The following is a 23497-nucleotide window of genomic DNA, read 5'->3' as shown; positions in this document are numbered from 1 at the left end:
TGTCTGTCATACTTCAATAAAACCGGATCCCGCCGCCGGGCTCCGCCCCATGCGCGGGCCCCGCGCGGAAGGCGATCCACCAGGCGGACTGCCGCCCGCTTCCCACCCAGCCGGTGTCCGCCGCGCTGCGCTCGGCCAGGTGGATGGATTTCTGGGTGGAGGGCTCGGGCGCGATCTGCCATTCCTCCGGACCGCCGGCCCGCGCGTCCATCCAGATTCCCAGAAAGGGGAGCCGGTCGGGCGGGAAGGTGATCTCGACCGCGTAGCGGGATTTCGGCGCCCAAAGGGCGCACCAGCCTTTGGATACCGGCCGGGAAAGGACATATTTGCAGCCCATTCCCGCGGGAGGCATCCGGGTGAGGTCGAGAATTCCTCCGCCCTCCAGCGGAAGATTTCGGAGCGGGGCCTCCCGGACGCGGGAGGGGACAAACCCCTCGGCGCAGGCGATATCCGCTTTTGCCTCCCCGCCGGGCAGAAGAACCTCCATGCCCGGTTCCGCCCGGAAGAGCGGATGGGCGGCCCAGAGAAAGGGGAACCCCGGCCCTCCGGTATGCCGGACGCGGTAGTCCATCCGGACCGCCGGCCCGCTGAGGCGGATACGCTTTTCAAAGAAGCAGGGGAACCGGCGGCTGCGGTATTGCAGGCTTACGCCGTCCTCCATCCGCAGCGCGCGCAAAGTCCGGTACCAGACCTCCCCGTGGTCCGGCAGGCGGACCCGCCGCCCGTCCACCGTTTCAACGGCCGCCGCGGCGGCGTTGGGGAACATGTCGTCGATCCCGGCGCACTCCGCGTCTTCAAAGCGCAGCCCGCGGGGGACCGGGCGGAGGACGTCTCCGGGGCGCTGGTAGAGCAGCTCCCGGTCCGCGCGCTTATCAAAGAGGGAGGCGATGTTCCCGCCCCGTCCGGGGAGCACCAGCAGGCGCAGCGCCTCGTTTTCCAGCCGCAGGCAGGGGGCCTGCTTATAGCGGGCGGGGACGATCTTGACCGCCACCGCTAAACGAACATGTTCTCCGGCACGCACGCCAGCAGCGCGCCGCCGTCGATATCGATGGTCGCGCCGGTGATATAGGCAGCCTTGTCGGAGGCGAGGAAGACGATGCCGTCCGCGATTTCCGACGGGTCGGCAAACCGCTTGAGCGGGATGCGCGGCTCCGCGGACCAGATGGGGTTCTGTTTGTCCCAGCCGATATCGGTGTAGCCGGGCTGTACGGTGACGACCCGGATGCCGTAGGGGGCAAGCTCCATGGCGCAGTTTTTCGTGAACTTGGAAAGCCCTGCCTTGGCTGCCGCGTAGACGGAACAGTCGGGCCAGCAGCCGACGGCGTGGTTGGAGGAGATGTTGACGATAACGCCCCTGACGCCGCGTGAGATCATCTCCTTCGCCGCGCGCTGCGCGCCGAAGAAGTTCCCCCGCAGATCGGTGTTGATCACCGTTTCAAACAACTCGGGCGTCGTCTCGAGGAAGGGGGCGGTGAGCCCCACGCCCGCGTTGTTGACGAGCAGGTCGATCCGCCCGAAGGCATCCAGGAAGGCGTCGTACATCCGCCGGATGCTTTCAAGGTCGGAGACGTCCGCTTGGATCGTCACGGCGCGCCTTCCGAGCCCCTCGATGACGGCGGCGACTTCGCGCGCGCCCTCTTCGCGGCTGTGGTAGGTGACGCCGATGTCATATCCCGCCTCGGCGAGGCGGATGGCGGTCGCGCGCCCGATGCCGTGGCTGGAACCGGTGACCAGTGCGGTCTTTTGCATAGAATCCACCTTCCCTTCTCAGAAATCCGCGTGAGGCAGTCGGGCCGCGAACGTGCGCAGCCGGCGGATTGCCTCCTCGATGTTTTCAATCGAATTTGCGTAGCTGAAACGGATGAAGCCCTCTCCGCAGCTGCCGAAGCAGCTGCCGGGCGTACATACGACACGGGCCTCCTCCAAAATCCGTTCGCAGAGAATCTGGGTCTCCATCCCGAACGCGCGCACGTCCGCAAAGGCGTAGAAGGCCCCCGCGGGCATTGCGCAGCGGATCCCGGGGATGGAATGGAGCCCCGCGACCATAACCTTCCGGCGGGCGTCGTAGATTTCACGCATGGCGTCCGCCGCCTCAAAATGCTCGACCGCCCACTGCGCGGCGTACTGGCAGGGGGTGGCGACGCAGGCGTTCAGGTACTCCTGCAGCTGGGTCATCTTGGCGATCAGCTTTGCGGGGCCCATTGCGAAGCCTACCCGCCAGCCGGTCATGGCGAACGCCTTGGAAACGCTGTTGACGACCAGCGTGCGTTCCTTCATGCCGGGACACTCCGCGATGGAGGCGGAGGGGACGCCGTCGTAGATAAGCGTCCGGTAGACTTCGTCGCAGACGACCAGCAGGTCGTGTTCGACCGCCACCCGGGCGATCTCCTCCAGCTCCGGGCGGCTGAGCACCACGCCGGTGGGATTGCCGGGCGTGTTCAGCATCAGGACCCTGCTGTTGGGGGTCAGGGCCTGCCGGACGCGCTCGGCGCTGACCCGGAAGCCCTCCTCGGGGACGGTGCGGATGTGGCGGACCTCCCCGCCCACAAATTTTGCCAGCTCAAAGTAGTCCAGCCAGACGGGGTCCTGGACGAGGATGCCCTCCCCCGGTTCGATGATGCACATCAGGGCGAGCGCGAGCGCGTTGATCGCGCCGACCGTCACGATGACCTCCGTTTCGGGATCATAGGAGAGCCCGTTGGCAAACGGGGAAGCGGCGATTGCCCGGCGCAGGCTCGGGATGCCGTTATTCGCGGTGTAGTGGGTTTTGCCGTCCCGCGCGGCCCGGTCGGCCGCCTCGACGGCGCCCGCGGGGGTCGGCAGGTCGGGCTCCCCCATCTCGAGGTGGATCACGTCCCGCATCCCGGACGCACGGTCGAAGAGCTTGCGGATCGGGCTTTTCTGCATCTGCCCGGCGCGCGTGTTAATCCATTCCATAGCGGTCCTCCCTGTCGTTACAAAAGCGTCGGCGGGATGCTGAACGAACGGAAGCCGTCGGCGGCTTTCCGGACCACACGGTCCGCGCGGTTCAGGACCGGCTGCAAGTGCCCGGGGAAGAGCGCGTCGACCGGAAGCCCTTCCAGCCGCAGGATGCTCTCCCGGTAGCGCAGCAGGTCGGAATCAAAGGTGCTGAGCAGGTTGATCCTGCCGCCGAAAAAGAGGACGTCCCCGGCGAACAGGACCTGCTTTCCGTCCACCCTGCCGTAGAGGCAGAGTCCGCCGCCCGTGTGCCCGGGCAGGACCAGGCAGGTAAGCTCCAGCCGCCCCAGCCGGAGGCGTTCGCCGTCCCTGACGATTTGCCCGGCGGGCGCGCCGGGGAAGGAGAAGCCCTCCGGGTAGAGCCCGGCCTCTATGTATTCCGCCATCGTGCGGTCGAGCAGGGACTGGTCCCCGAGGACGCGCGCCTCGTGCGCGTCCGCCACGAGCCGCGCGCCCGTCCTCCGGAGAAAGTGGGGGACCCCGGCGGCGTGGTCGGCGTGCGCGTGCGTGACGACCAGATAGCGGATGTCGGAAAGCCGGTATCCGTCCGCGGCGATCTCCTCCTCGATCCGGAGGTTGTCGAGATTCACCCCGGCGTCCACCAGGATGAGCCCCTCCCCCGAATCGATCAGCCATGCGTTGCAGTCGAGCGGGTGGGTCAGCCCGAGGCCGTTGTCGCCCGAGGCTGCGAGGGAAATGCTGCGTGTAACCTTCATGCTCCGTTCTCCCTTCCTGTCAAACGGCTGCTTCCATCCCGTCGACGACCCGGTTCAGCTGCGCCGGGTCGATCTCCACCTCGGCGGGGCGGGGCATGTGCCTCGCGGCGAGCTGCAGGTCCTTGAGCCCGCTGCCCGTGACGACGCAGGCGACCGAATCGCCCGCCTGTACGACGCCCTTTTCCCGCAGCTTTTTTGCCGCCGCCAGCGTCGTCGAGCTGGCGGCCTCGGCAAAGATTCCCTCGGTGCGCCCCAAAAGCCGCTGGGCCTCCAGAATTTCCGCCGATGAGACCGATTCGCTGCAGCCGCCGGAGTCGTAGATCGCCTGCAGGGCGGTCTCCCCGTCGAGCGGGTAGGCGTCGGCGATTGCGACGGCGATGCCGGCGGGGTTCTCCACCCGTTCGATCTGCGTGGGCTTTCTGCCCGCGCGGAAGGCGTTGACAACCGCGCAGCAGCCCTCCTCCTGCGTGCCGACCATCCGGGGGAGCTTTTTGACGAGTCCCAGCCGGAAGAGATCGAGGTAGCCCCTGTAGATGCCCGACAGGATTCCGCCGCCGCCGATCGGGACGAAGAGCCAGTCGGGGACCTCCCAGCCGGAGGCCTTCGCCATTTCGTAGGCGATCGCCTTCTCCGAATCGGCCTGGAAGGGGTTGTAGGCGCTCGCCGTCGTCACGTTGTGCCAGCCGCGCTCCCGGTATACCCTGGCGATCAGGTCGATGCAGTCGGTCACCGAGCCGCGCACGAGGATGACGCGCGCCCCGTAGAGCTGGATCTGCGCGACCCGTTCGGGCGGGGTGGACGCCGGCACCATGACATAGCAGGGGATGCCCGCCCGGGCCGCGTAGGCCGCGGCGGCGGCGCCCGCGTTGCCTGCCGAGCCGATCACAACGGCGGACGCGCCGAGCGCTTTTGCCTTGCTGATGGAGATGCTCATGCAGCGGTCCTTGAAGGTTCCGGTCGGGTTCAGCCCCTCGTTCTTGACGGACATCTGCCGGATGCCGAACGCCCGGGCGATCCCGGGGGCCGGGACGAGGGGGGTGAAGCCCTCGCCCATCGTCACCTTTTCACACTCCCGGCCAATGGGGAAGAAGGGCTCGTAATCCCAGTACTGCCGGGCGTTTCGCAGGGCGGAGCAAAGCGCGTCCCGCCGGTCGAACGGATATTCCGTGTTCAGGATGCCGCCGCAGGAGGGGCAGCGGTAGGCGTCGCCTTCGCACCTCTCCCCGCAGCTTCTGCAGACGAGCGAATAATTACCCATGACGATCCTCCTGTGCGGTGCCCAGATACTCCACGGCCATCCGGGCGAAGATTTCGGCGCCCCGCGCCAGCTGGTCCAGCTCCACGTACTCGTTTGTGATGTGTGCCTGCCGGATACTGCCCGGCCCGAAGATCAGTGCGGGGATCCCCAGACCCTCCATGAGCATCGCCATCTCGCAGCTCGCCAGAAAGGGCTTCAGCGCCGCCCGCTCAGGTTCGCCGGGGGAAACGGCGGACATCATGGCCTTGACCAGCGGGTGCTCCGCCTCGATCTCGCCGGGCGGGCAATTGGTGGTCATCTGCAGGGTGCAGCGGCATCCCTCTTCCACGGACGAGACCTCGTCGATCAGCCGCTGCGTCTCCGCAAGAATCTGTTCCGCCGTCTCCCCGGGCAGGTAGCGCCTGTCGACGCGCATGTCGCACCGGTCGGGGATGGAGTTGAGCTCTCTTCCCGCCTGGAGCATGGTCACCGTCATGGTGGAGTGCCCGAGCAGGCGGGACTGCCTTTTGTCGAGCGTCCCGGACTGGAACGCGCGGATCTTTTCAACCATTTCCGCCGCATGTACGATCGGGTTGATACCCATTTCGGGGCGGGAGGCGTGCGCCCGCCGTCCTGAGAAGGTCAGCCACAGCCCCATCACGCCCTTGTGCCCCAGGTTGATTTCCAAATCCGTGGGCTCTCCGACGATGCAGGCGTCCGCCCGGACGCCCGACGTCAGCAGGCGGCGCATCCCCTTGTTGCTGGTCTCCTCGTCCACGTCGAGCGCCAGCAGGACCTCCCCGCGCAGGGGCACCGCGCACTGCCGCAGAACTTCCAGCGCGTGGAGCATCGCCGCGATGCTGCCCTTCATGTCGCAGGCGCCGCGCCCGTAGAGCCGGTCCCCGCGGACCTGCGGCTCAAAGGGCGGGGAGTCCCAAAGCTCCTCCGCGCCGGGCGGGACCACGTCGATGTGCCCGCTGTAGAGCAGGGTCTTGCCGCCGGGGGCGCCCCGCATGCGGATGAGGATGTTGGAGCGCCTGCCCTCGACCGGCTGCTCCTCCGCTTCGAGCCCCATCTCCGCCGCGATCCGCATCAGGAGCTGTCCGGCGCCGTACTCCATATCGCCGGAAAGATCACTGCGCTCCCGGATCAGACGGCCGGCCAGCTCGGCCACCCGGTTTTTTGAAACCGTGCGGTGGATGGCATCCCGCACACTGTCTGTACAGCGGGACATGGCGGCCCCTTACGGTTCGAGATAGGCGACGACGTCGACCTCGACCGACGCCCCGTCGGGCAGGGAACCGGCGCCGATGGCGATGCGGGAATGACGGCCCCTTTCGCCGAACGCCAGCTCAAAGAGCTCGGAGGCGCCGTTGACCACGCGGGGCTGTAGGGTAAAATCGGGGCCCGCGTTGACGAATCCGGTCACGCGGACGATGCGCAGCCGGTCGAGGTCGGCGACCGAGCGCAGCTCGCTGATGCAGCGGATCGCCGCGATGCGCGCCGACTGGTAGGCGTCCTCAAGCGAAATCTCCGTGCCGACCTTCCCGGCATAGAGCAGTTTTCCGTCGACGGTGGCCGCCTGCCCGGACGCGAAGACGAAATTTCCCGCGGTCTGGGCCGGAATGTAGCTTGCGACCGGCACGGGGCAGTCGGGCAGCGTGATGTGGTTTTCCGAAAGCCTTTTTTCTACATTGGTCATGGTTGGGCCTCCTTAAATTGCAAACAATTTGTCTTTTATACCAGACAAATTATCTTTATTCTTTGGGGCCATTATAGTTCCTGCGGGCAAACATGTCAATATAATATTCAAAAAAATTAAAAACAAATTACTTATTTTATGGAAACTATCTATTTTCTGTCATTGGAGAAAAACTTTTTGTTTTGAATATTTGTAAGAAAGCCTTTACATTTTGTTTTTGGCTTGCTATAATATTCCATAACAATCGGATGTTTGAGCGGTAATATTTAGTTAAAGGGGAGACTGATTTGCGACTGATCAGCGAGGAGCTATCCTTCTGGCGGGACCTGCTGTCGATGCTGGAGGCCCAGTATGGGAGCAACTGCGAAATTGTGCTGCACGACCTGACAAAGGACTATAACCACACAATCGTCGACATCCGCAACGGCCACATCACCGGCCGCAAGATTGGCGACTGCGGAAACAATCTGGGGTTGGAGGTCCTGAGTGGGAACGCCAAAAACGGGAACCGGTACAATTACGTCACCCGGACCGATACCGGGAAGATCCTGCGCTCCTCCACGCAGTTCCTGCGCGACGACGACGGCAAGATCATCGGGTCCCTCTGTATCAATATGGATATCACCGAATCGCTCGCGTTTGAAAAGTTCCTGCACAACTATAATGGGACGGGCGATCCCGCGGTCGAGGTGCGGGAATTCTTCACCACCGACGTGAAGAGCCTGCTCGAGTGCCTGATCCAGGAGGCGCAGCTGCCGATCGACAAGACGCCGGAGCATATGGACCGGGCGGATAAGCTGAAATTTCTGGAGTACCTGGACAGCAAGGGCGCGTTTCTGATTACGAAATCGAGCGAGCGCGTCTGCGAGTACCTGGGGATCTCACGCTATACCCTGTATAACTATCTGGATCTGCTGCGCTCCAAGCAGGAGCAGGATTAGGAGGAAACAATGGAAAAGGTCTTGTGGGAGCTTCTGTCCGGACGGCTGGTCGCCATTGTGCGCGGCGTCGGCCCGGAGGAAATCGTCGACACTGCGCGCGCGCTCGCGGCGGGCGGAATCCGCGCGCTGGAGATCACCTTCGATCACACGCGGGCGGACGGCGCCGCGCGGACGCTGGAGTCCATCCGTCTGCTGAAGGAACGGATGGGCGGGGAACTTTTGCTGGGGGCGGGGACCGTCCTCACGCCGGAGGAGGTGGACCTTGCGGTAGAGGCGGGCGCCGAATATATGATCTCGACCTGCGGGTTGGTGTCGGGCGAGATCATATATTCCGCGCCCGACACCAACCCGCAGGTCGTCCGCCGTACCAAGGAGTTGGGAAAGGTCTCGATCCCGGGAGCATTCACTCCCACCGAGGCGGTGGAGGCGCACCGCTGCGGTGCGGACATCGTCAAGCTGTTCCCTGCGGCGCTGCTCGGCGTCGATTATCTCAAGGCGCTGCGCGGGCCGCTGGGACATATCCGCTTTTCCGCCGTCGGCGGCATAGACGCCCGGAACGCGGCGGCCTTTTTGGAGGCGGGCGCCTGCTGCCTCGGGGTCGGCGGGACGCTGGTCTCGCTGCCCGCGATCCGCTCGGGGCAGTACCGGCTGCTGACCGACGCCGCCCGCGGGCTGTGCCGCGCGGTCTCCGGCGCGAACGCCTCGGACGGGGGGGTGACGCGATGGAACGCTATATTCTGACGATCGATTCCGGAACCAGCAATACGAGGGCGGTCCTGTGGGATCTGGACCGCCATGTCGTGGATATGGAAAAAAGCGGCGTGGGGGTCCGCTGCACGGCGGCCGACGGACACAACGGACGGCTGAAGGAGGCGGTCCGGGGATGCCTGGAGGAGCTCCTGCGCCGGAACGCCGCCTCGTGGGAACAGGTGGAGCGCGTCATGGCGAGCGGGATGATCACCGCCGACGTCGGGCTGGTGGAAGTCCCGCATGTGACGGCCCCCGCCGGGCTGGAGGAGCTGTCCGCGTCGCTGGCGCCCGTCCTTGTCCCAGACGTCTGCCCGCTGCCGATCCATTTTATCCCCGGCGTCAAAAACCGCGTCTCCGGGGTTTCTCTCGAAACCTTTGAGGCGATGGATATCATGCGCGGGGAGGAGGTGGAGGCCTGCGCCCTCATCGACCGGCTTGGGGTGCGGGGGGAGGCGGTCCTCGTCCTTCCGGGTTCCCACACCAAATTTGTCTCCGTCGGGGCGGACGGGAGGATCGCCGGCTGCCTGACCACCATCACCGGGGAGCTGCTCGCCTCGATCATGCACGATACGATCATCGCGGATTCGGTGAAGCGCACCTTTGTGGAGGCGGACACCTACCGCCGGGAGATGGTCCTGCGCGGCTACCGGGCCGCGCGGGAGGTCGGACTCAGCCGCGCCTGCTTTTCCGGGCGGATCCTGAACCAGTTCGCGGTGAAGGACCATACGCTGATCGCAAACTTCATCCTTGGGGCGGCGCTGCAAAACGACCTGTACGCGCTCCGGCATTCCACAGCGATCGCCTGCGGACCGGACGCCCGGGTGATCGTGGCGGGGAAGAGCCCCTTCCGTGAGGCGTTTGCCGACCTGATGGAACGGGAGGGCTGCTGGCGGAGCGTGCGGAGCTATGAGCCGGAGGGCGGCGCGCCGCTTTCCGCGCTGGGGGCGTACCTGCTGGCGGAGGCCTCCCTCGCAAAAGAGGCGGAAAAGAAGGGCAAATAGGATACAAAAAACGCGCTGCAATCGATCCGATTGCAGCGCGTTTTTTATATTGCGGGGCGGACGTCCCGAAAATCCCGCGGCCGTCTACCTGAGCAGGTTCGGCAGGAACATGATGATGCCCTCGAATCCGATCAGCAGCGCCAGGACGACGAGCGCACAGCCGATATAGGCGAACAGGTGCCGGTTGATGACCCGCTCCACCTTTTCCCCGCACAGGCTGACGGCCGTATACAGGTTGATGCCGACGGGCGGGGTGAGCATGCCGATGCCGAGGGTGATGACCATGATGACGCCGAAGGAGACCGGGTTGATGCCATAGGCGCCGAGCATGGGCGTCAGGATGGGCGCCAGGATCATGATGGCCGGGATGGTCTCCATGAAGGTGCCGACGAACAGCAGGAGCAGCGTGACCAGCAGGTAGAACATGAGCCGGTTGGAGGCCACGCTCATGATCGCGTTGCCCACGATGACGGGAATCTGCTCACGCGTCATGATGGCCGCAAACACGGTGGAAGACAGGACGATGAACATGCAGATGTTGGTGGTGATGACCGTGCGGCGGATGATCTGCATAAGGCCCTTGAGGGAGAGCTGGTGGTAGATGAGGGTGCTCACGAGCAGTCCGTAGGCCACGGCGACGACGGCCGCCTCGGTCGGGGTAAAGATCCCCAGGTAGATGCCGCCCAGGATGATGATGGGCATTCCCAACGCCCACAGCGCGTCGACAAAGGAGCGGCCGACCTCATGAATGGAGAACTTCCTGGTGGCGTGCCGCATGTGCTTCCTGCCCCAGAGGACGGCGTACACCGACATGCCGCCCGCAAGCAGGAAGCCCGGGATAAAGCCGCCGAGGAAGACGTCGGTGATCGCCACGCTGCCGACCGAGATGCAGTAGAGCACCATGGGGATGCTGGGCGGTACGATGACCCCCAGCCAGCCGCCGCTGGCAATGGTGGCCAGGATAAAGGGCATCGGGTACCCGTCCTCCTTCATCGAGGGGATCATGATCGACCCGATGGCCGCCACCGTCGCGGGGGCGGAGCCGGAGATGGCCCCGAAGAACGCGCAGGCGAGAAAGGAGACCACGGCCAGACCGCCGGGCAGCCAGCCCACCAGGGAGCGCGCCAGATTGACCAGCCGTTTGGAAACGCCGCCGGTGTCCATCAGGTTGCCGGCCAGGATAAAGAAGGGGACGGCCATCATCGAATAGCTGTTGGCGGACGAAAAGAGGCGCTGGACGACGATCCCGAGGGGGATGTCGGTCAGGGCCATAATCGGCACGATGCCGCCGAGCAGCAGGGCGATGGCAATCGGGCAGCCGATGAGCAGGACCAGGACGAATACCCCGAATATGAGTGCGACCATCATTGGTCATCGCCGCCTTTCTGGACACCCAGCGGATGGGTGGTCGTGAGATAGTCGCTCCAGAAGAGCATGGCCGACCGCAGCGCGGAAAGCGTCAGGCCGAGCGCCATGACCGTATAGATGACGGCCATGGGCATCCCGGTCGTCACGCTGAACTGCGGGCGGGCCAGGCTGCTGGCGACATAGAGCCAGCTTAAGACGCTGATGAAACCGAGCGTCACGGTCGTGATGATGTCCGCGATGACCATGACAACCCGGCGCAGGCACGCGGGCAGCATGTCCACGAAGATGGTGACGCCCATATGGCTCCGCGTGCGCACACACATGCTGATGCCGATGAAGACGATGGTCACCAGAAGATAGCGTGAGATCTCCTCGCCCGCGATGTTGGGGACCTTCAGCACATAGCGCAGGACAATGGCCAGCAGGACCGAAACGGTCATGCCCAAAAGGGCGAGGGCGGACACCGTCATTTCAAACAGGTCCAGACATTTGTCGATCAATCGGATGATTCCGGTTCCCCCGGACTCGTTTTCCACTTGCATAAGGAACCTCCCAGAGTGTGATCAGTTCGCCGCGCCCGGGGCCGGGGCGCCATCCTCCGGAGCGCCGCCCCGGCCCGGCCTTTTCTGCGGACCCGCGTCCGCGCTTTATTTGTCCGCGTTCACCATATCGATCAGCTCCTGCGGGACATACTTGGGCACCATGGCGTCCAGGCACTTCTGCTGCAGGGCGTCCCTCCAGACGTCGCGGTCGGGACGGATGATGGTGACCCCTTCCTCTTCCATCACGGCGGTCAGGCTGTCGATGCTCTCGGCAAGAACCTGCCGCTGGTAGGCGGTGGCCTCGATGCTGGCCTGCGTCAGAATGTCGTGGTATTCTTCCGGGACGCTGTTCCAGGCGCTTTCGCTCATGGCCGTCATGATGGAGGTCGGGATGGGATCGATCAGCGTCATGTAGTCGGTCGCCGTGTAGAACTTGTTGAAGTAGGCGACGACGACCGGCCAGGTGCCGCCGTCAAGCGTGCCGTTCTGCAGGGCCGTAAAGACCTCGCTCATGGCCATCGGGACGGGGTTGGCGCCCAGGGCGTTCATATAGGCGATGAGTCCCGGGCTCTCCATCACGCGGATGTTCATTCCCTTCGCGTCCTCGGGTTTTTCGATGGGATGCCCGTTGTTGATGATGTTGGAGAAGCCCGCGTCGGAGATGGTCAGTACGTGAACCCCCAGCGGGAGGCACTCCTCCTTCAGCTTATCGCCCAGCTGGCCGTCCATGACCTTGTACTCATGCTCATAGCCGTCAAACAGGAACGGGATGTCGAACACCATGAAGTCGGGAATCCAGGCGGTCATCGTGGCGGTGGAACCGAGGTAGCCGTCCACGGTGCCCATCTGCATCCCCTCGATGAGCTCGCGCTCGTCGCCCAGCTGGGACGAGGGGTAGATCTCGATCTGGACGGCGCCGTTGGTCCGCTCCTCGACCAGCTCCTCGAACTTGGCGATGCCCTGGTGCTGCGGGGTTCCGGGCGCGAGCACGTGCCCGAATTTCAGCGTGACCGCGCCGTCCGGGACGGACTGCGCGGGGGCTTCCGTGTCGGCCGGGGCGGCCGGCGCGTCACCGGGCGCGGGCGCGGCCGGCTGCCCGCCGGGGGCGGCGCCGCACGCGGCCAGCGACAGGATCAGAACGAGGGCCGTCAGAACAGAACATACAGTTTTCAACATGGATGATAACTCCTTTCAAAAGCGGGATGATTTGATTTGCGCTTGATCCGAGCGCCGGGCGTCATTCGGCGATCGTTGCGGGGAAAAGGTCGTCCACCGTGATCCGGGGCAGGCACAGGCCCTGCTCCTTGGCGTACCGCAGCATCGTCTCGAGCACGTGCCGGTTTGCCTCCACCCCGTACGGCCAATAGTCCCTTCCCATCAGCTCCATGGCCTTTTCCGCCTCGGAAAACGCCCAGGGCAGGGTCACCGGCAGGGTGCCCATCCCGGTCAATTTCCCCAGCGCGATTTTCTTCGCCCGGGCGAAGGCGCTGCAGAGGCTCCGGGCCGCCCAGGGGTACTTCAGGGCAACGTCCCTTCGGAGGACGACGACGTGCATGATCGGAAAGATTTTGGTCCGGGCATAGTAATCCGTTTCCATCTCCCGGTAGTTCTCCCACAGCCGCGTGATTTTCCGGCCGTCGAAGCAGCCGGGCTTGCGGGGGTTCAGCAGGACGTCGATCTCGCCGTCCTCCAGCATGCCGCTCAGGCACTTGCCGGGGGGAATCCTGTGGATTTTGACTCCCGGGGGCGGCGCGAAATCCCCCATTCTGTCGTTGGGGCCGGGACCCTCGACGCCGCCGGTGAACCATTCGACCTCCTCCGGAGAGACCTGGTATTCCTCCCACAGGATCCCCCGGAGCCAGAGCGCCAGGGTGGTGTGGTATTCGGAAACGCCGATCCGCTTCCCCCGAAGGTCCCGGGCCTCCCGGATCTCCGACGGTTTATGAATATAGATGTTCGAGTGCCGGAACGCGCGGGAGAGGAAAACCGGGATGGCCACGAACCGGCGGGGGCTTTTGCCGCATTCCATGATGTAGTTGGAAAGCGACATCTCCGAGACGTCGAATTCCTCGTCCTTCAGCATCCTGCGGAAGATTTCGTTCGGCTCCCGCACGACGCAGTCCAGCGTAATCCCTTCCGGATGCACGGAACCGTCCCACAGCGGCCTTGTGCGGTCATAGTCGCCGCAGGCCAAAGTCAGCCTGATGTCATCCGCCATACGCTTCCTCCCTCCGGCAGACCGCGCGCGTGCGCGGCGAATCCATTACCGCTTTCCGCAATCCACGATCACTTCCACTTCCACGATCGCGCCCGGAACCAGCCCGGTCACCTCGACCGCCGTGCTGGGGGGACGGGGCGCCGAAAAGAATTGGTTCCGGAGCTCCCGGAATTTGCCCAAGTTGTTGATGTCCTTCAGGTACACGGTGAATTTGATGACGTCGTCCAGAACCGCCCCGGCTTCCTTCAGGATGCTTTCGATGTTTTTGAAGATCCGGACCGTCTGCGCCTCAAAGTCTTTCTCGAGGATCTCTCCCTTTTCATTGCGCGCCGTGATACCCGAAAGGTAGAGGAGATCCCCCACTTTCATTGCCTGTGAAAAATCGTCGGTGACAAATACGTTTTTGCTGACCACCAGTTCTTTCACTTTGTTTTCACCTCCGCGAGATTCAAAATGATGGGACGGACGGGGAATTTCCCCGTTCCGGCTTTAACAGGTCGTATAGGTAGGAAACGTTGTTTTTCTGCACCTTCTGCATCAGGTCCTCCGTCCCCGGGGACATGGGATACCGGTCGGCAAAGGAGATCCCCCGGATCGCCTCCTCCTTGGTCCAGCCCCGTTCGACGGCCTCCTTCACCCGGTCGATCCACTCCAGGATAAACGCGCGCTGCTCCCGCAGATACGATTTGCCGCACACCTCCCCGTGCCCGGGGACGATATAATCCACATCGAGCTTTTCGATCTCCGACAGCGACTCCAGCCAGAGGTAGATGTCTCCCGAATGGAGGAAGGACTGCGTCTTATAAAACACGTTGTCGCCCGTAAAGAGCACGCGCTCCTCCGGGATCAGGACGCTCGTCTGTCCCATCGTGTGGCCCGGGTGGTGGATCAGCCGGATGGTATGGCTCCCGGAATGGAGCGTCAGCCGGTCGGAAAAGGTGATGGTCGGCGGATTGGGCTCCCGTTCGGCGACGAGGCGGCACCCCTCCGGGTCGATGACGGCCACACGGCTCAGAATATCTTCTTTGGGGACGGACAGGATTTCTTCGCGGGTTTTCTCCTGCCCGATCACCGGGACCTTGAAAAAACAGTTGCCCGTGAAGTGATCCCGGTGGCACTCCGTGTTGATCAGGTATTTCGGCTCCCCCTTGGACGCGATTTCCCTTGCCCATTCGCAGGCAACCGTGGGGCGCTGCGGCGAGTCGATCAGAATGATCCCGCCGCCGGTGAGGACGTAGCCCACGTTGCAGCCCCCGATTTTGGTTTCCACAAAAATGTTCTTTGTTAATTGCATTGACCGCGCCTCCAAGCCAAATCACAGATGCCGGAACAGATAGCTGCCGTTTCCTTTTTGCTCCGCCAGGCGGCCGTCCTCCGCCGCGACCCTGCCGTTGACGATGGTCATCACGGGCCATCCCTTGAGAGTCTTCCCCTGGAAGATGGAAAAATCGCTGCTGGACCCGAGCCTCGCGGGATCGACCTGCTGCTCCTTGTCCAAATCCAGGATGACGATGTCGGCGTCCGAGCCGACCCGGATGGTCCCCTTGCGCGGATAGAGCCCGAAAATTTTGGCGGGCGACATCGTGGCCTTCCGGACGATATCGAGCAGCGGCACGCCGCGCTTGTGGTATCCCTCGCTGATCAGCACGGGCAGGTGGGTGCCGAGGACCGCGTAGCCCGTCCGGCTTCCCCACATCCCCTGGTCGAGGCGCTTGTCCGCGATGGTCCGCGTCACGTTGTCCGTCCCGAAGGTGTCGACGACGTCCTCGCGGACCCCTCTCCACAGGGCTTCCGAATCCTTTTTTTCGCGGATCGGCGGGATCATCTTCGCCAGCATCCCGATGGGGTCCTGCGTGTTCAGCCCCAGATGCGCCGAGGTGACCTCCGCGTACAGGTTTTTGTTTTCCTTTTTCAGCAGGCGCATCCGTTCGATCGCCGCCTGCGAGGTGATGTGGACCACATACAGCCTCGCCCCGGCCTCCTGCGCAAGGCGCGCGGCGCGGATGACGGCCTCCTCCTCGGCGATCGCGGGGCGGGTGTCCTGCCAGTCCTGGAGGTTCCCGTCCTGCTTGACCGCCATTGCTTCCCGCGTCCACCGGTCGATGATGCGCTCGTTTTCCGCGTGGACGGACGCCATCGCCCGTTTCCCCAGGGCGGCCACCTTCCGGAACCCGGCGTAAATGAAGCCGTCGTCGGCGCTTTCGACAATGCCGGGATTCCCGCACATGTAGAACTTGAAGGTCGTGGACCCGATTTCCGCGGCGTAGGCGGGCAGCTCGCTCAGGTGCTCTTCGGTGCTGATTTGAATGTGGAAGCACATATTGGAGTAGATCCCGTTGTCGATGGTCTCCAGATAGTCCTTGTACGACTTTAAATAGCTGCCCTGGTCCCGCAGGTAGCAGCCGACCGTCGTGACGCCGCCGATCACGGCGGCCCCCGTTTCGCTCACGGCCAGCCTGGAGAACTGCTCCGGGTTCGTCCCCAGATGGACATGCGGGTCGATGACGCCGGGCATCACGTATTTCCCGGACGCGTCGATGGTCCGTTTTGCCTCCGGGAGGCAGCCGGGGGCGCCGATCCCCACGACTTTGCCGTTGTCGATCGCCACGGCCGCCTCCACCAGACCCGCCTCGGGGATCACCAGGGTTCCGTTTTCTATTCGTAAATCCACCACTTCGCATTGCCTTCCTTCCCGCTTTTTTGGTACCTGGTCCGCAGCGTTTGGGCGGCGTCCGCCGCCGCGGCGCCTGCTCGCCGGGGATTTTCACGTTGCTTCTATGTTATATATTATATATGATTATGTCAATGATTCGATTGACTAAAAATCCGACTTTATCTTTGTGGAAATTAGAGATTTCCGAATAAAATGATCGGGAATTCCGTGAGAAAAGGCCGATAAGCCCCGGCTGTTTATCGGATATTCACAAGAATACGGAGTGAGATTTAGGCAAAATCTTAGTTGCACATAAACCAAATATCATATATCATATATAATAATCAACGACAGAAAACCGTTGGCCGCCTGCGGGGGAACCGCAGGAGGGACGGCTTGGCGGTCCTCCTGTCCATGCTCGAGAAAAAGGAAAGGGATGATGTAAATATGGACACGCGCTTATGGAAAAACGAGAACTATTGGGTCAGCGGCTACAATTTCGATCCGGAGACGGTGGCGGGACATCACATATCCGACAACCTGAAAATTCACGACGCCACCCTGCGCGACGGGGAGCAGACCCCCGGGGTCGTGCTGCGCAAAGAGGAAAAGGTGCGGATCGCCCAACTGCTGGACGAAGCCGGCGTTCAACGCATCGAGGCCGGGATGCCCGCCGTTTCGGACGAAGATAAGCTCGCCATCGCCGAGATCAAGCGCCGGGGCCTCAAGGCCGAAATTTTCGGATTCGTGCGGGCGCTCGAATCCGACCTGATCCTCTGCAAGGAATGCGGCGTGGACGGCATCGTGCTCGAGGTGCCGATCGGCCGGCCGAAGCTGGAACTGCAGTTCAAATGGGATATCCGGCGCGTCATCGACAGCAGCGTGGCCTCCATCCGCAAGGCCAGGGAGCTGGGCCTCAAGGTGATCTATTTCCCTTACGACACCACCCGCGCCGACGAGGACGACCTCGACCTGCTGCTGGATTCGCTGCGGGGGGACGCGCGGCCCGACGCCATCGGGCTTGTGGATACCATGGGCTGCGCGCTGCCCGGCGCCGTCGCCACCATGATGCGCTACATCAGGGAGAGGACCGGCGGCCTTCCCATCGAGATCCATACCCACAACGACTTCGGCCTTGCGGTGGCCAGCACCCTGCAGGCCGTGCTGTGCGGGGCGGACACCGTCCACTGCTGCGTCAACGGGCTGGGCGAGCGCACCGGGAACTGCTCCCTGGAGGAGATCGTCTGCGTCATCCAGATCCTTTTGGGAAAGGACCTGGGCATCGATCTTTCGAAGCTGCAGGGGCTTTCGGACTATGTGGCGGAGAAGAGCGGAATCCCCGTCATGCGCAACAAGCCCATCGTGGGAAAGGACATCTTTGCGCGCGAGTCGGGGATCGGCGCCGATACGCTTTTCAGCGCGCCGCTCGCGATGTTCGCCCTCAACCCCGCCTTCCTCGGGAAACAGCCGCGGCTCATCCTCGGGAAAAAGAGCGGCATGCTCTCAATCGGAAAGAAGCTGGAGCTGCTGGGCGTCACGCTGGATGACGACCGGAAACGGGCCCTGCTCGGCGACGTCAAGGCGCTGGGGATCCAAAAGGAGCGCGCCCTCACCGACGAGGAGTTCCTCGCCCTTCTCAGGAATTATCAGTAAGAGCGCGGGAATAAGGCTATTGAACTAGCTTGGCAAATTCTGCTATAATAGCGGTGGAGAACAGGACCCCATTACAGCGGTAGGAGAAGCCTTCATGGAAAAATATAAAAGCAAAGTCGACATCATCTACGATCTCCTGATGACGGATATCGCCAAGGGCGTTTACCGGCAGGACGACCGGCTGGTCATCAGCCAGATCGCGCGGCAGAACAACGTCAGCGACATCCCGGTCCGGGAGGCCCTGCGCCGCCTCGAGAGCGAGGGGTATGTCAAGATCAGCGCGAACCAGGGCGCGACGGTGTGCGCGTTCAGCATCGACCGGCTGCTGGAGATTATCCGCATCAAAAGCGTGCTGGAGGGCTACGCTACGCGCCTGAGCATCGATTATGTGACGCCGGCGCTTTTGAAAAAGCTGCGCAGCCTCAACGGCCAGATGAAAAAGGCGGTTGACGCCGGGAACTACCCGAAATATTCGGAGCTCAACGTCAAGTTCCACATGAGCATCTACGAAGCGACCCCCTACACTGAGCTGTACAATATGATCCAGGACCTCTGGCGGAAGTGGAGCATCACCCGGTCGGTCTTCGCCGTGGACCCAAACCGCATGCAGGAATCCACCCGGGAACACGAGGAGATCATCCGGCTGCTGGAGGAGCGGCAGTACGATCAGGTGGAGCAGTATGTCCGCCTGCATAAACAGCGGACCGAAACCGTGTTCCTGAGCCGCGAGCGGCTGGACGATTCCCGCGGCGCGTGATCTTTCGCGCGGTTTTCCGCATGAAAAAAGCCTTACGCAGGTTTTCTGCGTAAGGCTTTTTGCTGCTTCGGCGCTCTCGGGCCGCCCGCGGACGGCCGTGTCAGACCGCGCAGTTTTGGGCGATGAAATCCAGCGACTCGCGGATTGCCCGCTGCACCTCTTCCGGCGCGGGCGTCAACTGCTCGATCGCGAAATCCGACGCGCGGACCCGGAAGCTCTGCGGCACCTCCAGCCCGCAGGGGATGGAGGGGCGGCGCTTTTCCAGCGCGGAAAAAACCGCGGCGTACCCCACCTCCCCCTGGCCGATGGGCGGGTTGTAGATATAGCCGTCCCGCAGCAGGGCGTCCTTGAGGTGCAGGCAGTCGAGGACCTCGAGGCTTTCGCAGATGTCGTCTGCGATGGAGATTTCCCCCCGCGCAAAGCGGTAGTTGTTTCCGGGGTCGTAGTTGCAGCGGACGGACGGATGGCCGATCTCCCGAAAGATGGGGCCGCATTCCCGGGCGGTGCCTACGATGTCCCCGTAGGATTCCAGGTTGATCCGCAGCCGGTAGGGCGCGGCGGCCTCGACCGCCCGGGAGAGGTTTTTGCGGAACTTGACGGTCCGGCACACGGGGCCGCACCGGGTGTTGATCCGCGTCGCGCCGATCTTCCCGGCGAACTCCAGCTTCTTCAAAAACCGGGCGAACTGGCGGTCGTTCGTCAGGTCGCAGTGCCCCGAGACGGCGACGCAGCGGAGCCCGCGCTCCTCCAGCCGGGCGCGCACCCACGCGACATACTCGTCGCAGACCCGTTCCGCGACGATCTGCTCGCTGATGCCGTCGATGGCGGAGAGCTCCACGTCGGAAAACCCGAATTCCCTGGCGGCGTCCAGCGCCGGTATGAGATCGTCGCCGGGCACGCTGTTGGTACAGAACCAAAAAGGGGAGAGGTGCAGCATCCTTGACTCATCCTTCCTCATCGAATTGCAGCATCACCTTGGCGTGGACGCCGCTTGCCTTCTCGGCGAAGGCCTGGATTCCCTGTGAAAAGGGGAACAGCCCGGTCACGACCTCCTCCAGCCTGAGCCTGCCGGCCATGGCGATGGCGGAGGGGAAGTAGCCGCTGGGGACGCAGACGCAGGAGATGGTCGCGTCCTTCCAGTAGAGGTTGAAGAGGTTGACCTCGAGGTTGAAATCCATGCCGTAGAGCCCGAAATAGACGACCGAACCGCCCCGGGCGACGATATTGAGCGCCGTCTGGGCGGAGCCACGGCTACCGGAGGCCTCGATGACCGCGTCGTACCCCATGCCGCCGTTCAGCAGCAGCGCCTCGGTCACCAGGTTGCACCCGCTCGGGTCGAGGACCACGTCCGCGCCGAACCGTTTGGCCATCTCCCGCTTGGCCGCCACCGGCTCGACGACCACGATCTTCCCCAGGGGATACTGCCGCGCCAGCTTCAGGATGATCTGCCCCATGGCGCCGCCGCCGAGGATGATGAGGTTCTTTCCCCAGTCGAGCCGCGCCTTCGAGATGGCGTGCATGGCCATCATCAGCGGCTCGATCAGGCTGCCGGCCGGCAGGGAGACCTCCGTGGGCAGCAGGAAGGCCTGCTTCGCGTCGATCGAGATGTATTCCGTCATCAGATCGGAGCGGCCGCCCGGGTTGATGCAGAAATTCGGCTGGTTGCTGCGGCAGGCGTCGCACTGGCCGCAGAAGGTATACGGATTGATCGCCACCCGGTCCCCGGGCTTGAACTCCGCGGGGGAGACCCGCTTGCCGACCGCCTCGATGATCCCCGAGCCCTCGTGCCCCAAAACGCCGTTTTTGGGGTAGGCCGCCTTGCCGTTCAGCATCATCATGTCAAACCCGCAGATGGAGGCATATTTCATCCGCACCAACACCTCGTCCGGCCCCGGCTCGGGAGGGTCGGGCAGGCCCAGGAAATAGAGCTCCCGGTTTCGGCGCATCCGAAGTGATTTCATATGCCTCCCGCCTTTCGTAATTCCGTCCGGTATTGCTGCGGGGTCTTGCCGACCTGCTTTTTGAATACCTGGCTGAAGTATTTCGCGTTGTCGAACCCCACCATCCCGGCGATATCGATGATCTTGTAGGGGGTTTCCAGCAGCTGCATCGCCCGCTGGATCCGCCGCTCGTTCACATAGGCGCTGAACGAGCTGCCGGTCTCCCGCTTGAAGAGCCGGCTGAGGTAGGTGGCGTTGATGTGGACGTGCCCGGCCGCGCGCTCGAGGCTGATCTCCTCGCCGAGGTTTTGATTGATGAAGCTGGTGACCTCGATGATCAGCTGGTTGGAGCTCCGGTTTTCGTTGCAGAGCTGGTCGTAGAGCTTTAAAAACAGCTCCCGGAACGCCTCGAACGCCTCGTGGGCGCTGGAGAACTGCCGGATGCGCAGGGCGAACTCGTCGTCGGAGCCGGTCAGCCCGAAGTTGTAGCGCAGGCGGCTGTACTGGACTGACAGCTGCGTGGTGACGAAGGAATAGAGGTCGGTGGACATGTCGTGGCAGACCAGCGCCTCCAGCGAGCCCAGCGAGGAGACCAGCTGGGGCCGCGCGAGGTTTTGCAGCGCGAGGGAGAGGACGCTCAGCAGGTCGCGGACCTGTCCCTGGGTGGCCGTGGACTGGTAGGCCCGGACGGTTTTGGGCTGCAAGAAGGGCGGGGAGAAGAAGAACCGTTTGTGCCGGAGCTGCAATAGGTCCTTGCACTGGCTGTGCCAGCGCTCTATGGGGAGCGGCACGTCGGAGATCTCGAAGGCGAGCGGCGGGATGCTGTAGGGGGCGAGGGCGAGATTGATCTTTCCGATCAGCCGTTCCCAGTCGGGTTCGTCCTGCCCCTCCGCCAACAGGATGCAGAGGTTGCTCTCCCGGTAGACGCACAGCTCGCATTTGCCGACCGGCTCCAGAACGGCGAAGAGATCGTGGAGCACCGCCTCCAGGCTGTCGATCTGGCTGAAAAAATTGAAGGGCTCGTCGTTGCGCGGCTTCGGGCTTCCCAGAAGCTGCCAGCAGTCGCTGCGCCCCACGCGCAGGCGGCCGAACTCCACCTGCGCCTCGCCGGTGCGCAGCGGGATCAGGCCCATCAGCAGCTCCATGACCTCCAGGCTGTGCTGCACCGCCTGGTCGTGCTGCTCGCGCGCCGGCGGCTCCCGCTTCTTCCGTCCGTGCTGCTCGGCGGCGGCGCAGAGCGCCTGCAAAAGGTCCTCCTCCGGCGGGAGCTCGGTCGGGAAGACGGCCGCCACCCGGGAGTTCACGGGCGCGCCGAGGGAGAGCCCGGGCTCGTCGTTCAGAAGCAGGAAGGTCGGGCAGATGCCGCGGGGGAGCAGGTAGTTGATGAGGTCCTCCGCGTTCCAGAAGTTCATGTAGGCGGGCATGATGACCAGGTCGGGCTGGGTCGATTCAATCAAGCTCATGCCGAGGACGCTGTTGTCGGCGGTCCCGCCGAGCTGGAACTTGTCGGGATATTTCTGGAGGATCCCTCTGAGGTACTGGATTTGGGAATACTGGGTCGAAATCATCAGCACGGTATGGATCTCCGCCGCCCCCTCTCCGTTGTGGATGCAAAAAAACAACCTTTTTCACGCGCCCGCGCAGAAGGTTATATTAAATATATATCCTACTTTCCGCGCGAAAGCAAATGTTTTTTCCCCTTTTTGGGCGATTCCCCGAAAGTGGTAGAATATGCGGACTTTTTCCCGCCGGTCTTCTGACCGCCGCAAAATATTGACCGTGCCGCGGGCCACCCTGCAAAAGGATACTGTCCATTTGAAGTAAAAAAATTGAACCTTTTTCCAAATCGGATACCGGCTTCCCCCGGCGGACCGCGCGCCCGCATAAAATTGCACAACAAATTCGACCAAAATGGAAAACACAATGCGCCTATTTTTTGTTGATATTATAATATGATTTAGAAAAGCCATCCACCACATCAATTGTAGAAAAGAGGAGTGCATTATGCGCAGTATTCGTTATTTCGGAAACGGAACCCTGAAGATGCTCGACATCCCCGAGCCCCAGATCACCCGGCCGGACGACGTTAAAATCAAAGTGGCCTACTGCGGCGTCTGCGGTTCCGACCTGCATTTCAAACGCGCTGAACTGGACTTCCTGTTCGATAAGGAAAACGGAACGCCCATCGGGCACGAGGCCTCCGGCGTCATCACCGAGCTCGGGCCGGCCGCGACCGCCAAGGGGCTCAAGGTGGGCGACCAGGTGACCTATTACTACAACGAGCACTGCGGGAGCTGCTATTACTGCCGCAACGGGCAGGAGCAGTTCTGCGAGAATATGACCGGCTCTTCCGCCGCCATGTCCGATTATCTTGTCGTGCGGGAGCAGGCGGTCCACAAGCTGGTCGGCGGCTGCGACCTCAAGCGCGGCGCCCTCATCGAGCCGATCTCGGTCTGCCTGCACGGCATCGACCTGGCGCGCATCAAGGTGGGCTCGACCGTGGCGATCTCGGGCGGCGGCACCATGGGGATGCTGATGACCCAGCTGGCCAAACGCTCCGGCGCCACCAAGCTGACGGTGATCGAGCCGATCGCCATGAAGCGCGAGATGGCCAAAAAGCTGGGCGCGGAATATGTGATCGACCCGGTGGGCCAGGACCGCAAGGAGGAGGCGCTGAAGATCACCGACGGACGCGGATTCGACGTGGTCATCGAGGCGTCCGGAAGCTGGCGGGCGTGCGACGGCATCGAGGAGCTGGTGGGCAAGGGCGGCACCCTGGAATTCTTCGCCGCGCTTTACCGCAGCGACTACGATTACAAGCTGAACCTCTTCCAGGCGTTCTTCAAGGAGATCCAGATCGTGGGCGGCGTGTTCCAGTCCCCCTACGCCTTCCCGCGCAGCGTGGCGCTGGCCAACGTGCTGGAGCTGGATCCCATCCTGGTGGACGGATGCGTCTTCGAGGCGGAGGATTTCGAGCAGGCGTTCGAGGCCCAGATGGACGGGCGGACCATCAAATCCCTGATCAAGTTCGACTAGTGAC

At 63.1% G+C, this 23497-nt stretch carries 23 protein-coding genes; 6 read left to right on the top strand and 17 right to left on the bottom strand.

Translation table 11 applies throughout. The annotated features are described in order from the left end of the window. Positions 1 to 13 precede the first annotated feature (13 nt). Genes C1A13_RS11625 through C1A13_RS11595 form a run of 7 tightly spaced genes read right to left on the bottom strand, consistent with a single transcriptional unit; the run spans position 14 to position 6634 of the window. Positions 14 to 991: a hypothetical protein gene (locus C1A13_RS11625; RefSeq protein WP_101552169.1), complete on the bottom strand. Its 978-nt coding sequence runs from the start codon at positions 989 to 991 to the stop codon at positions 14 to 16. 2 nt (positions 992 to 993) lie between these two features. Continuing rightward, positions 994 to 1749 carry an SDR family NAD(P)-dependent oxidoreductase gene (locus C1A13_RS11620; protein ID WP_101552167.1) on the bottom strand — a complete coding sequence of 252 codons (756 nt, stop codon included), beginning with the start codon at positions 1747 to 1749 and terminating at the stop codon, positions 994 to 996. A gap of 18 nt (positions 1750 to 1767) precedes the next feature. Further along, entirely contained in the window at positions 1768 to 2937 is a 1170-nt protein-coding gene (locus C1A13_RS11615; RefSeq protein ID WP_101552165.1) for a pyridoxal phosphate-dependent aminotransferase, read from the bottom strand. Positions 2938 to 2954: 17 nt separating this feature from the next. Further along, the gene (locus tag C1A13_RS11610; RefSeq protein ID WP_101552164.1) at positions 2955 to 3695 is read right to left on the bottom strand and encodes an MBL fold metallo-hydrolase; all 741 of its coding nucleotides are present in this window, start codon (positions 3693 to 3695) and stop codon (positions 2955 to 2957) included. Between the two features lie 19 nt (positions 3696 to 3714). Continuing rightward, complete coding sequence (gene thrC, locus C1A13_RS11605) at positions 3715 to 4953, bottom strand: threonine synthase (protein ID WP_101552162.1); 1239 nt, start codon at positions 4951 to 4953, stop codon at positions 3715 to 3717. Further along, positions 4946 to 6166, bottom strand: a complete 1221-nt coding sequence (locus tag C1A13_RS11600) for a M20 family metallopeptidase (RefSeq protein WP_101552159.1) — start codon at positions 6164 to 6166, stop codon at positions 4946 to 4948. The genes thrC and C1A13_RS11600 overlap by 8 nt, the downstream gene beginning before the upstream one ends. Before the next feature lie 9 nt (positions 6167 to 6175). Continuing rightward, on the bottom strand, positions 6176 to 6634 hold the full coding sequence (locus tag C1A13_RS11595) for a RidA family protein (RefSeq protein ID WP_101552157.1): 459 nt from the start codon (positions 6632 to 6634) through the stop codon (positions 6176 to 6178). Between the two features lie 287 nt (positions 6635 to 6921). On the opposite strand from C1A13_RS11595, the gene C1A13_RS11590 reads away from it, so the two are divergent. Genes C1A13_RS11590 through C1A13_RS11580 form a run of 3 tightly spaced genes read left to right on the top strand, consistent with a single transcriptional unit; the run spans position 6922 to position 9326 of the window. Next, entirely contained in the window at positions 6922 to 7575 is a 654-nt protein-coding gene (locus C1A13_RS11590) for a helix-turn-helix transcriptional regulator (protein WP_101552155.1), read from the top strand. A gap of 9 nt (positions 7576 to 7584) precedes the next feature. Then, the gene (locus C1A13_RS11585; protein ID WP_101552153.1) at positions 7585 to 8316 is read left to right on the top strand and encodes a bifunctional 4-hydroxy-2-oxoglutarate aldolase/2-dehydro-3-deoxy-phosphogluconate aldolase; all 732 of its coding nucleotides are present in this window, start codon (positions 7585 to 7587) and stop codon (positions 8314 to 8316) included. Next, complete coding sequence (locus tag C1A13_RS11580) at positions 8298 to 9326, top strand: 2-dehydro-3-deoxygalactonokinase (protein ID WP_101552151.1); 1029 nt, start codon at positions 8298 to 8300, stop codon at positions 9324 to 9326. The genes C1A13_RS11585 and C1A13_RS11580 overlap by 19 nt, the downstream gene beginning before the upstream one ends. A gap of 84 nt (positions 9327 to 9410) precedes the next feature. Here C1A13_RS11580 and C1A13_RS11575 read toward each other — a convergent pair whose 3' ends face one another. The 7 genes from C1A13_RS11575 to C1A13_RS11545 all read right to left on the bottom strand — a co-directional run bounded on the left by C1A13_RS11575 (position 9411) and on the right by C1A13_RS11545 (position 16128). Next, positions 9411 to 10694 (bottom strand): TRAP transporter large permease, encoded by a 1284-nt coding sequence (locus C1A13_RS11575; protein ID WP_101552149.1) that lies wholly within the window; start codon positions 10692 to 10694, stop codon positions 9411 to 9413. Then, entirely contained in the window at positions 10691 to 11236 is a 546-nt protein-coding gene (locus C1A13_RS11570) for a TRAP transporter small permease (protein WP_101552147.1), read from the bottom strand. Before C1A13_RS11570 ends, C1A13_RS11575 begins: the two co-directional genes overlap by 4 nt. Positions 11237 to 11341: 105 nt before the next feature. Beyond that, positions 11342 to 12412 (bottom strand): TRAP transporter substrate-binding protein, encoded by a 1071-nt coding sequence (locus tag C1A13_RS11565; RefSeq protein ID WP_101552145.1) that lies wholly within the window; start codon positions 12410 to 12412, stop codon positions 11342 to 11344. A 61-nt stretch (positions 12413 to 12473) separates the two neighbouring features. Next, a complete protein-coding gene (locus tag C1A13_RS11560) occupies positions 12474 to 13454 on the bottom strand; it encodes a 4,5-dihydroxyphthalate decarboxylase (RefSeq protein ID WP_101552143.1) in 981 nt (326 codons plus the stop codon). 45 nt (positions 13455 to 13499) lie between these two features. Next, on the bottom strand, positions 13500 to 13880 hold the full coding sequence (locus tag C1A13_RS11555) for a RidA family protein (protein ID WP_101552142.1): 381 nt from the start codon (positions 13878 to 13880) through the stop codon (positions 13500 to 13502). Between the two features lie 22 nt (positions 13881 to 13902). Further along, complete coding sequence (locus C1A13_RS11550; RefSeq protein ID WP_101552140.1) at positions 13903 to 14748, bottom strand: MBL fold metallo-hydrolase; 846 nt, start codon at positions 14746 to 14748, stop codon at positions 13903 to 13905. 21 nt (positions 14749 to 14769) lie between these two features. Next, the gene (locus C1A13_RS11545) at positions 14770 to 16128 is read right to left on the bottom strand and encodes a dihydroorotase (RefSeq protein ID WP_146021722.1); all 1359 of its coding nucleotides are present in this window, start codon (positions 16126 to 16128) and stop codon (positions 14770 to 14772) included. Between the two features lie 426 nt (positions 16129 to 16554). Between C1A13_RS11545 and C1A13_RS11540 the strand changes: the two genes are divergently transcribed. Next, positions 16555 to 17760, top strand: coding sequence for a LeuA family protein (locus C1A13_RS11540; protein ID WP_101553270.1), 1206 nt, complete (start codon positions 16555 to 16557; stop codon positions 17758 to 17760). A gap of 94 nt (positions 17761 to 17854) precedes the next feature. Next, positions 17855 to 18517 carry a GntR family transcriptional regulator gene (locus tag C1A13_RS11535; RefSeq protein ID WP_101552136.1) on the top strand — a complete coding sequence of 221 codons (663 nt, stop codon included), beginning with the start codon at positions 17855 to 17857 and terminating at the stop codon, positions 18515 to 18517. 100 nt (positions 18518 to 18617) lie between these two features. Here C1A13_RS11535 and C1A13_RS11530 read toward each other — a convergent pair whose 3' ends face one another. From C1A13_RS11530 to C1A13_RS11520, 3 genes are read right to left on the bottom strand one after another with little or no spacing between them, the layout of a single operon-like run. Further along, entirely contained in the window at positions 18618 to 19454 is an 837-nt protein-coding gene (locus C1A13_RS11530; RefSeq protein ID WP_172439269.1) for a sugar phosphate isomerase/epimerase family protein, read from the bottom strand. Between the two features lie 7 nt (positions 19455 to 19461). Beyond that, the gene (locus C1A13_RS11525; protein WP_101552131.1) at positions 19462 to 20478 is read right to left on the bottom strand and encodes a zinc-dependent alcohol dehydrogenase; all 1017 of its coding nucleotides are present in this window, start codon (positions 20476 to 20478) and stop codon (positions 19462 to 19464) included. Then, positions 20475 to 22025 (bottom strand): helix-turn-helix domain-containing protein, encoded by a 1551-nt coding sequence (locus tag C1A13_RS11520; protein WP_242970899.1) that lies wholly within the window; start codon positions 22023 to 22025, stop codon positions 20475 to 20477. Before C1A13_RS11520 ends, C1A13_RS11525 begins: the two co-directional genes overlap by 4 nt. A gap of 436 nt (positions 22026 to 22461) precedes the next feature. On the opposite strand from C1A13_RS11520, the gene C1A13_RS11515 reads away from it, so the two are divergent. Beyond that, positions 22462 to 23493 carry an alcohol dehydrogenase catalytic domain-containing protein gene (locus C1A13_RS11515; protein ID WP_101552127.1) on the top strand — a complete coding sequence of 344 codons (1032 nt, stop codon included), beginning with the start codon at positions 22462 to 22464 and terminating at the stop codon, positions 23491 to 23493. Positions 23494 to 23497: the final 4 nt, after the last annotated feature.

It is taken from the genome of Anaerotruncus massiliensis (ex Togo et al. 2026), from assembly GCF_900199635.1.
Classification (GTDB): domain Bacteria; phylum Bacillota; class Clostridia; order Oscillospirales; family Ruminococcaceae; genus Anaerotruncus; species Anaerotruncus massiliensis.
This window is presented reverse-complemented; position numbering and strand designations above follow the sequence as displayed.

What these genes read in the sequence shown, in the direction of transcription:
- C1A13_RS11620 (WP_101552167.1), bottom strand. Translation starts at nt 1,749, where the DNA reads ATGCAAAAGACCGCACTGGTCACCGGTTCCAGCCACGGCATCGGGCGC.
- C1A13_RS11615 (WP_101552165.1), bottom strand. Translation starts at nt 2,937, where the DNA reads ATGGAATGGATTAACACGCGCGCCGGGCAGATGCAGAAAAGCCCGATC.
- C1A13_RS11610 (WP_101552164.1), bottom strand. Translation starts at nt 3,695, where the DNA reads ATGAAGGTTACACGCAGCATTTCCCTCGCAGCCTCGGGCGACAACGGC.
- thrC (WP_101552162.1), bottom strand. Translation starts at nt 4,953, where the DNA reads ATGGGTAATTATTCGCTCGTCTGCAGAAGCTGCGGGGAGAGGTGCGAA.
- C1A13_RS11600 (WP_101552159.1), bottom strand. Translation starts at nt 6,166, where the DNA reads ATGTCCCGCTGTACAGACAGTGTGCGGGATGCCATCCACCGCACGGTT.
- C1A13_RS11595 (WP_101552157.1), bottom strand. Translation starts at nt 6,634, where the DNA reads ATGACCAATGTAGAAAAAAGGCTTTCGGAAAACCACATCACGCTGCCC.
- C1A13_RS11585 (WP_101552153.1), top strand. Translation starts at nt 7,585, where the DNA reads ATGGAAAAGGTCTTGTGGGAGCTTCTGTCCGGACGGCTGGTCGCCATT.
- C1A13_RS11580 (WP_101552151.1), top strand. Translation starts at nt 8,298, where the DNA reads ATGGAACGCTATATTCTGACGATCGATTCCGGAACCAGCAATACGAGG.
- C1A13_RS11575 (WP_101552149.1), bottom strand. Translation starts at nt 10,694, where the DNA reads ATGATGGTCGCACTCATATTCGGGGTATTCGTCCTGGTCCTGCTCATC.
- C1A13_RS11570 (WP_101552147.1), bottom strand. Translation starts at nt 11,236, where the DNA reads ATGCAAGTGGAAAACGAGTCCGGGGGAACCGGAATCATCCGATTGATC.
- C1A13_RS11565 (WP_101552145.1), bottom strand. Translation starts at nt 12,412, where the DNA reads ATGTTGAAAACTGTATGTTCTGTTCTGACGGCCCTCGTTCTGATCCTG.
- C1A13_RS11560 (WP_101552143.1), bottom strand. Translation starts at nt 13,454, where the DNA reads ATGGCGGATGACATCAGGCTGACTTTGGCCTGCGGCGACTATGACCGC.
- C1A13_RS11550 (WP_101552140.1), bottom strand. Translation starts at nt 14,748, where the DNA reads ATGCAATTAACAAAGAACATTTTTGTGGAAACCAAAATCGGGGGCTGC.
- C1A13_RS11540 (WP_101553270.1), top strand. Translation starts at nt 16,555, where the DNA reads ATGGACACGCGCTTATGGAAAAACGAGAACTATTGGGTCAGCGGCTAC.
- C1A13_RS11535 (WP_101552136.1), top strand. Translation starts at nt 17,855, where the DNA reads ATGGAAAAATATAAAAGCAAAGTCGACATCATCTACGATCTCCTGATG.
- C1A13_RS11530 (WP_172439269.1), bottom strand. Translation starts at nt 19,454, where the DNA reads ATGCTGCACCTCTCCCCTTTTTGGTTCTGTACCAACAGCGTGCCCGGC.
- C1A13_RS11525 (WP_101552131.1), bottom strand. Translation starts at nt 20,478, where the DNA reads ATGAAATCACTTCGGATGCGCCGAAACCGGGAGCTCTATTTCCTGGGC.
- C1A13_RS11520 (WP_242970899.1), bottom strand. Translation starts at nt 22,025, where the DNA reads ATGATTTCGACCCAGTATTCCCAAATCCAGTACCTCAGAGGGATCCTC.
- C1A13_RS11515 (WP_101552127.1), top strand. Translation starts at nt 22,462, where the DNA reads ATGCGCAGTATTCGTTATTTCGGAAACGGAACCCTGAAGATGCTCGAC.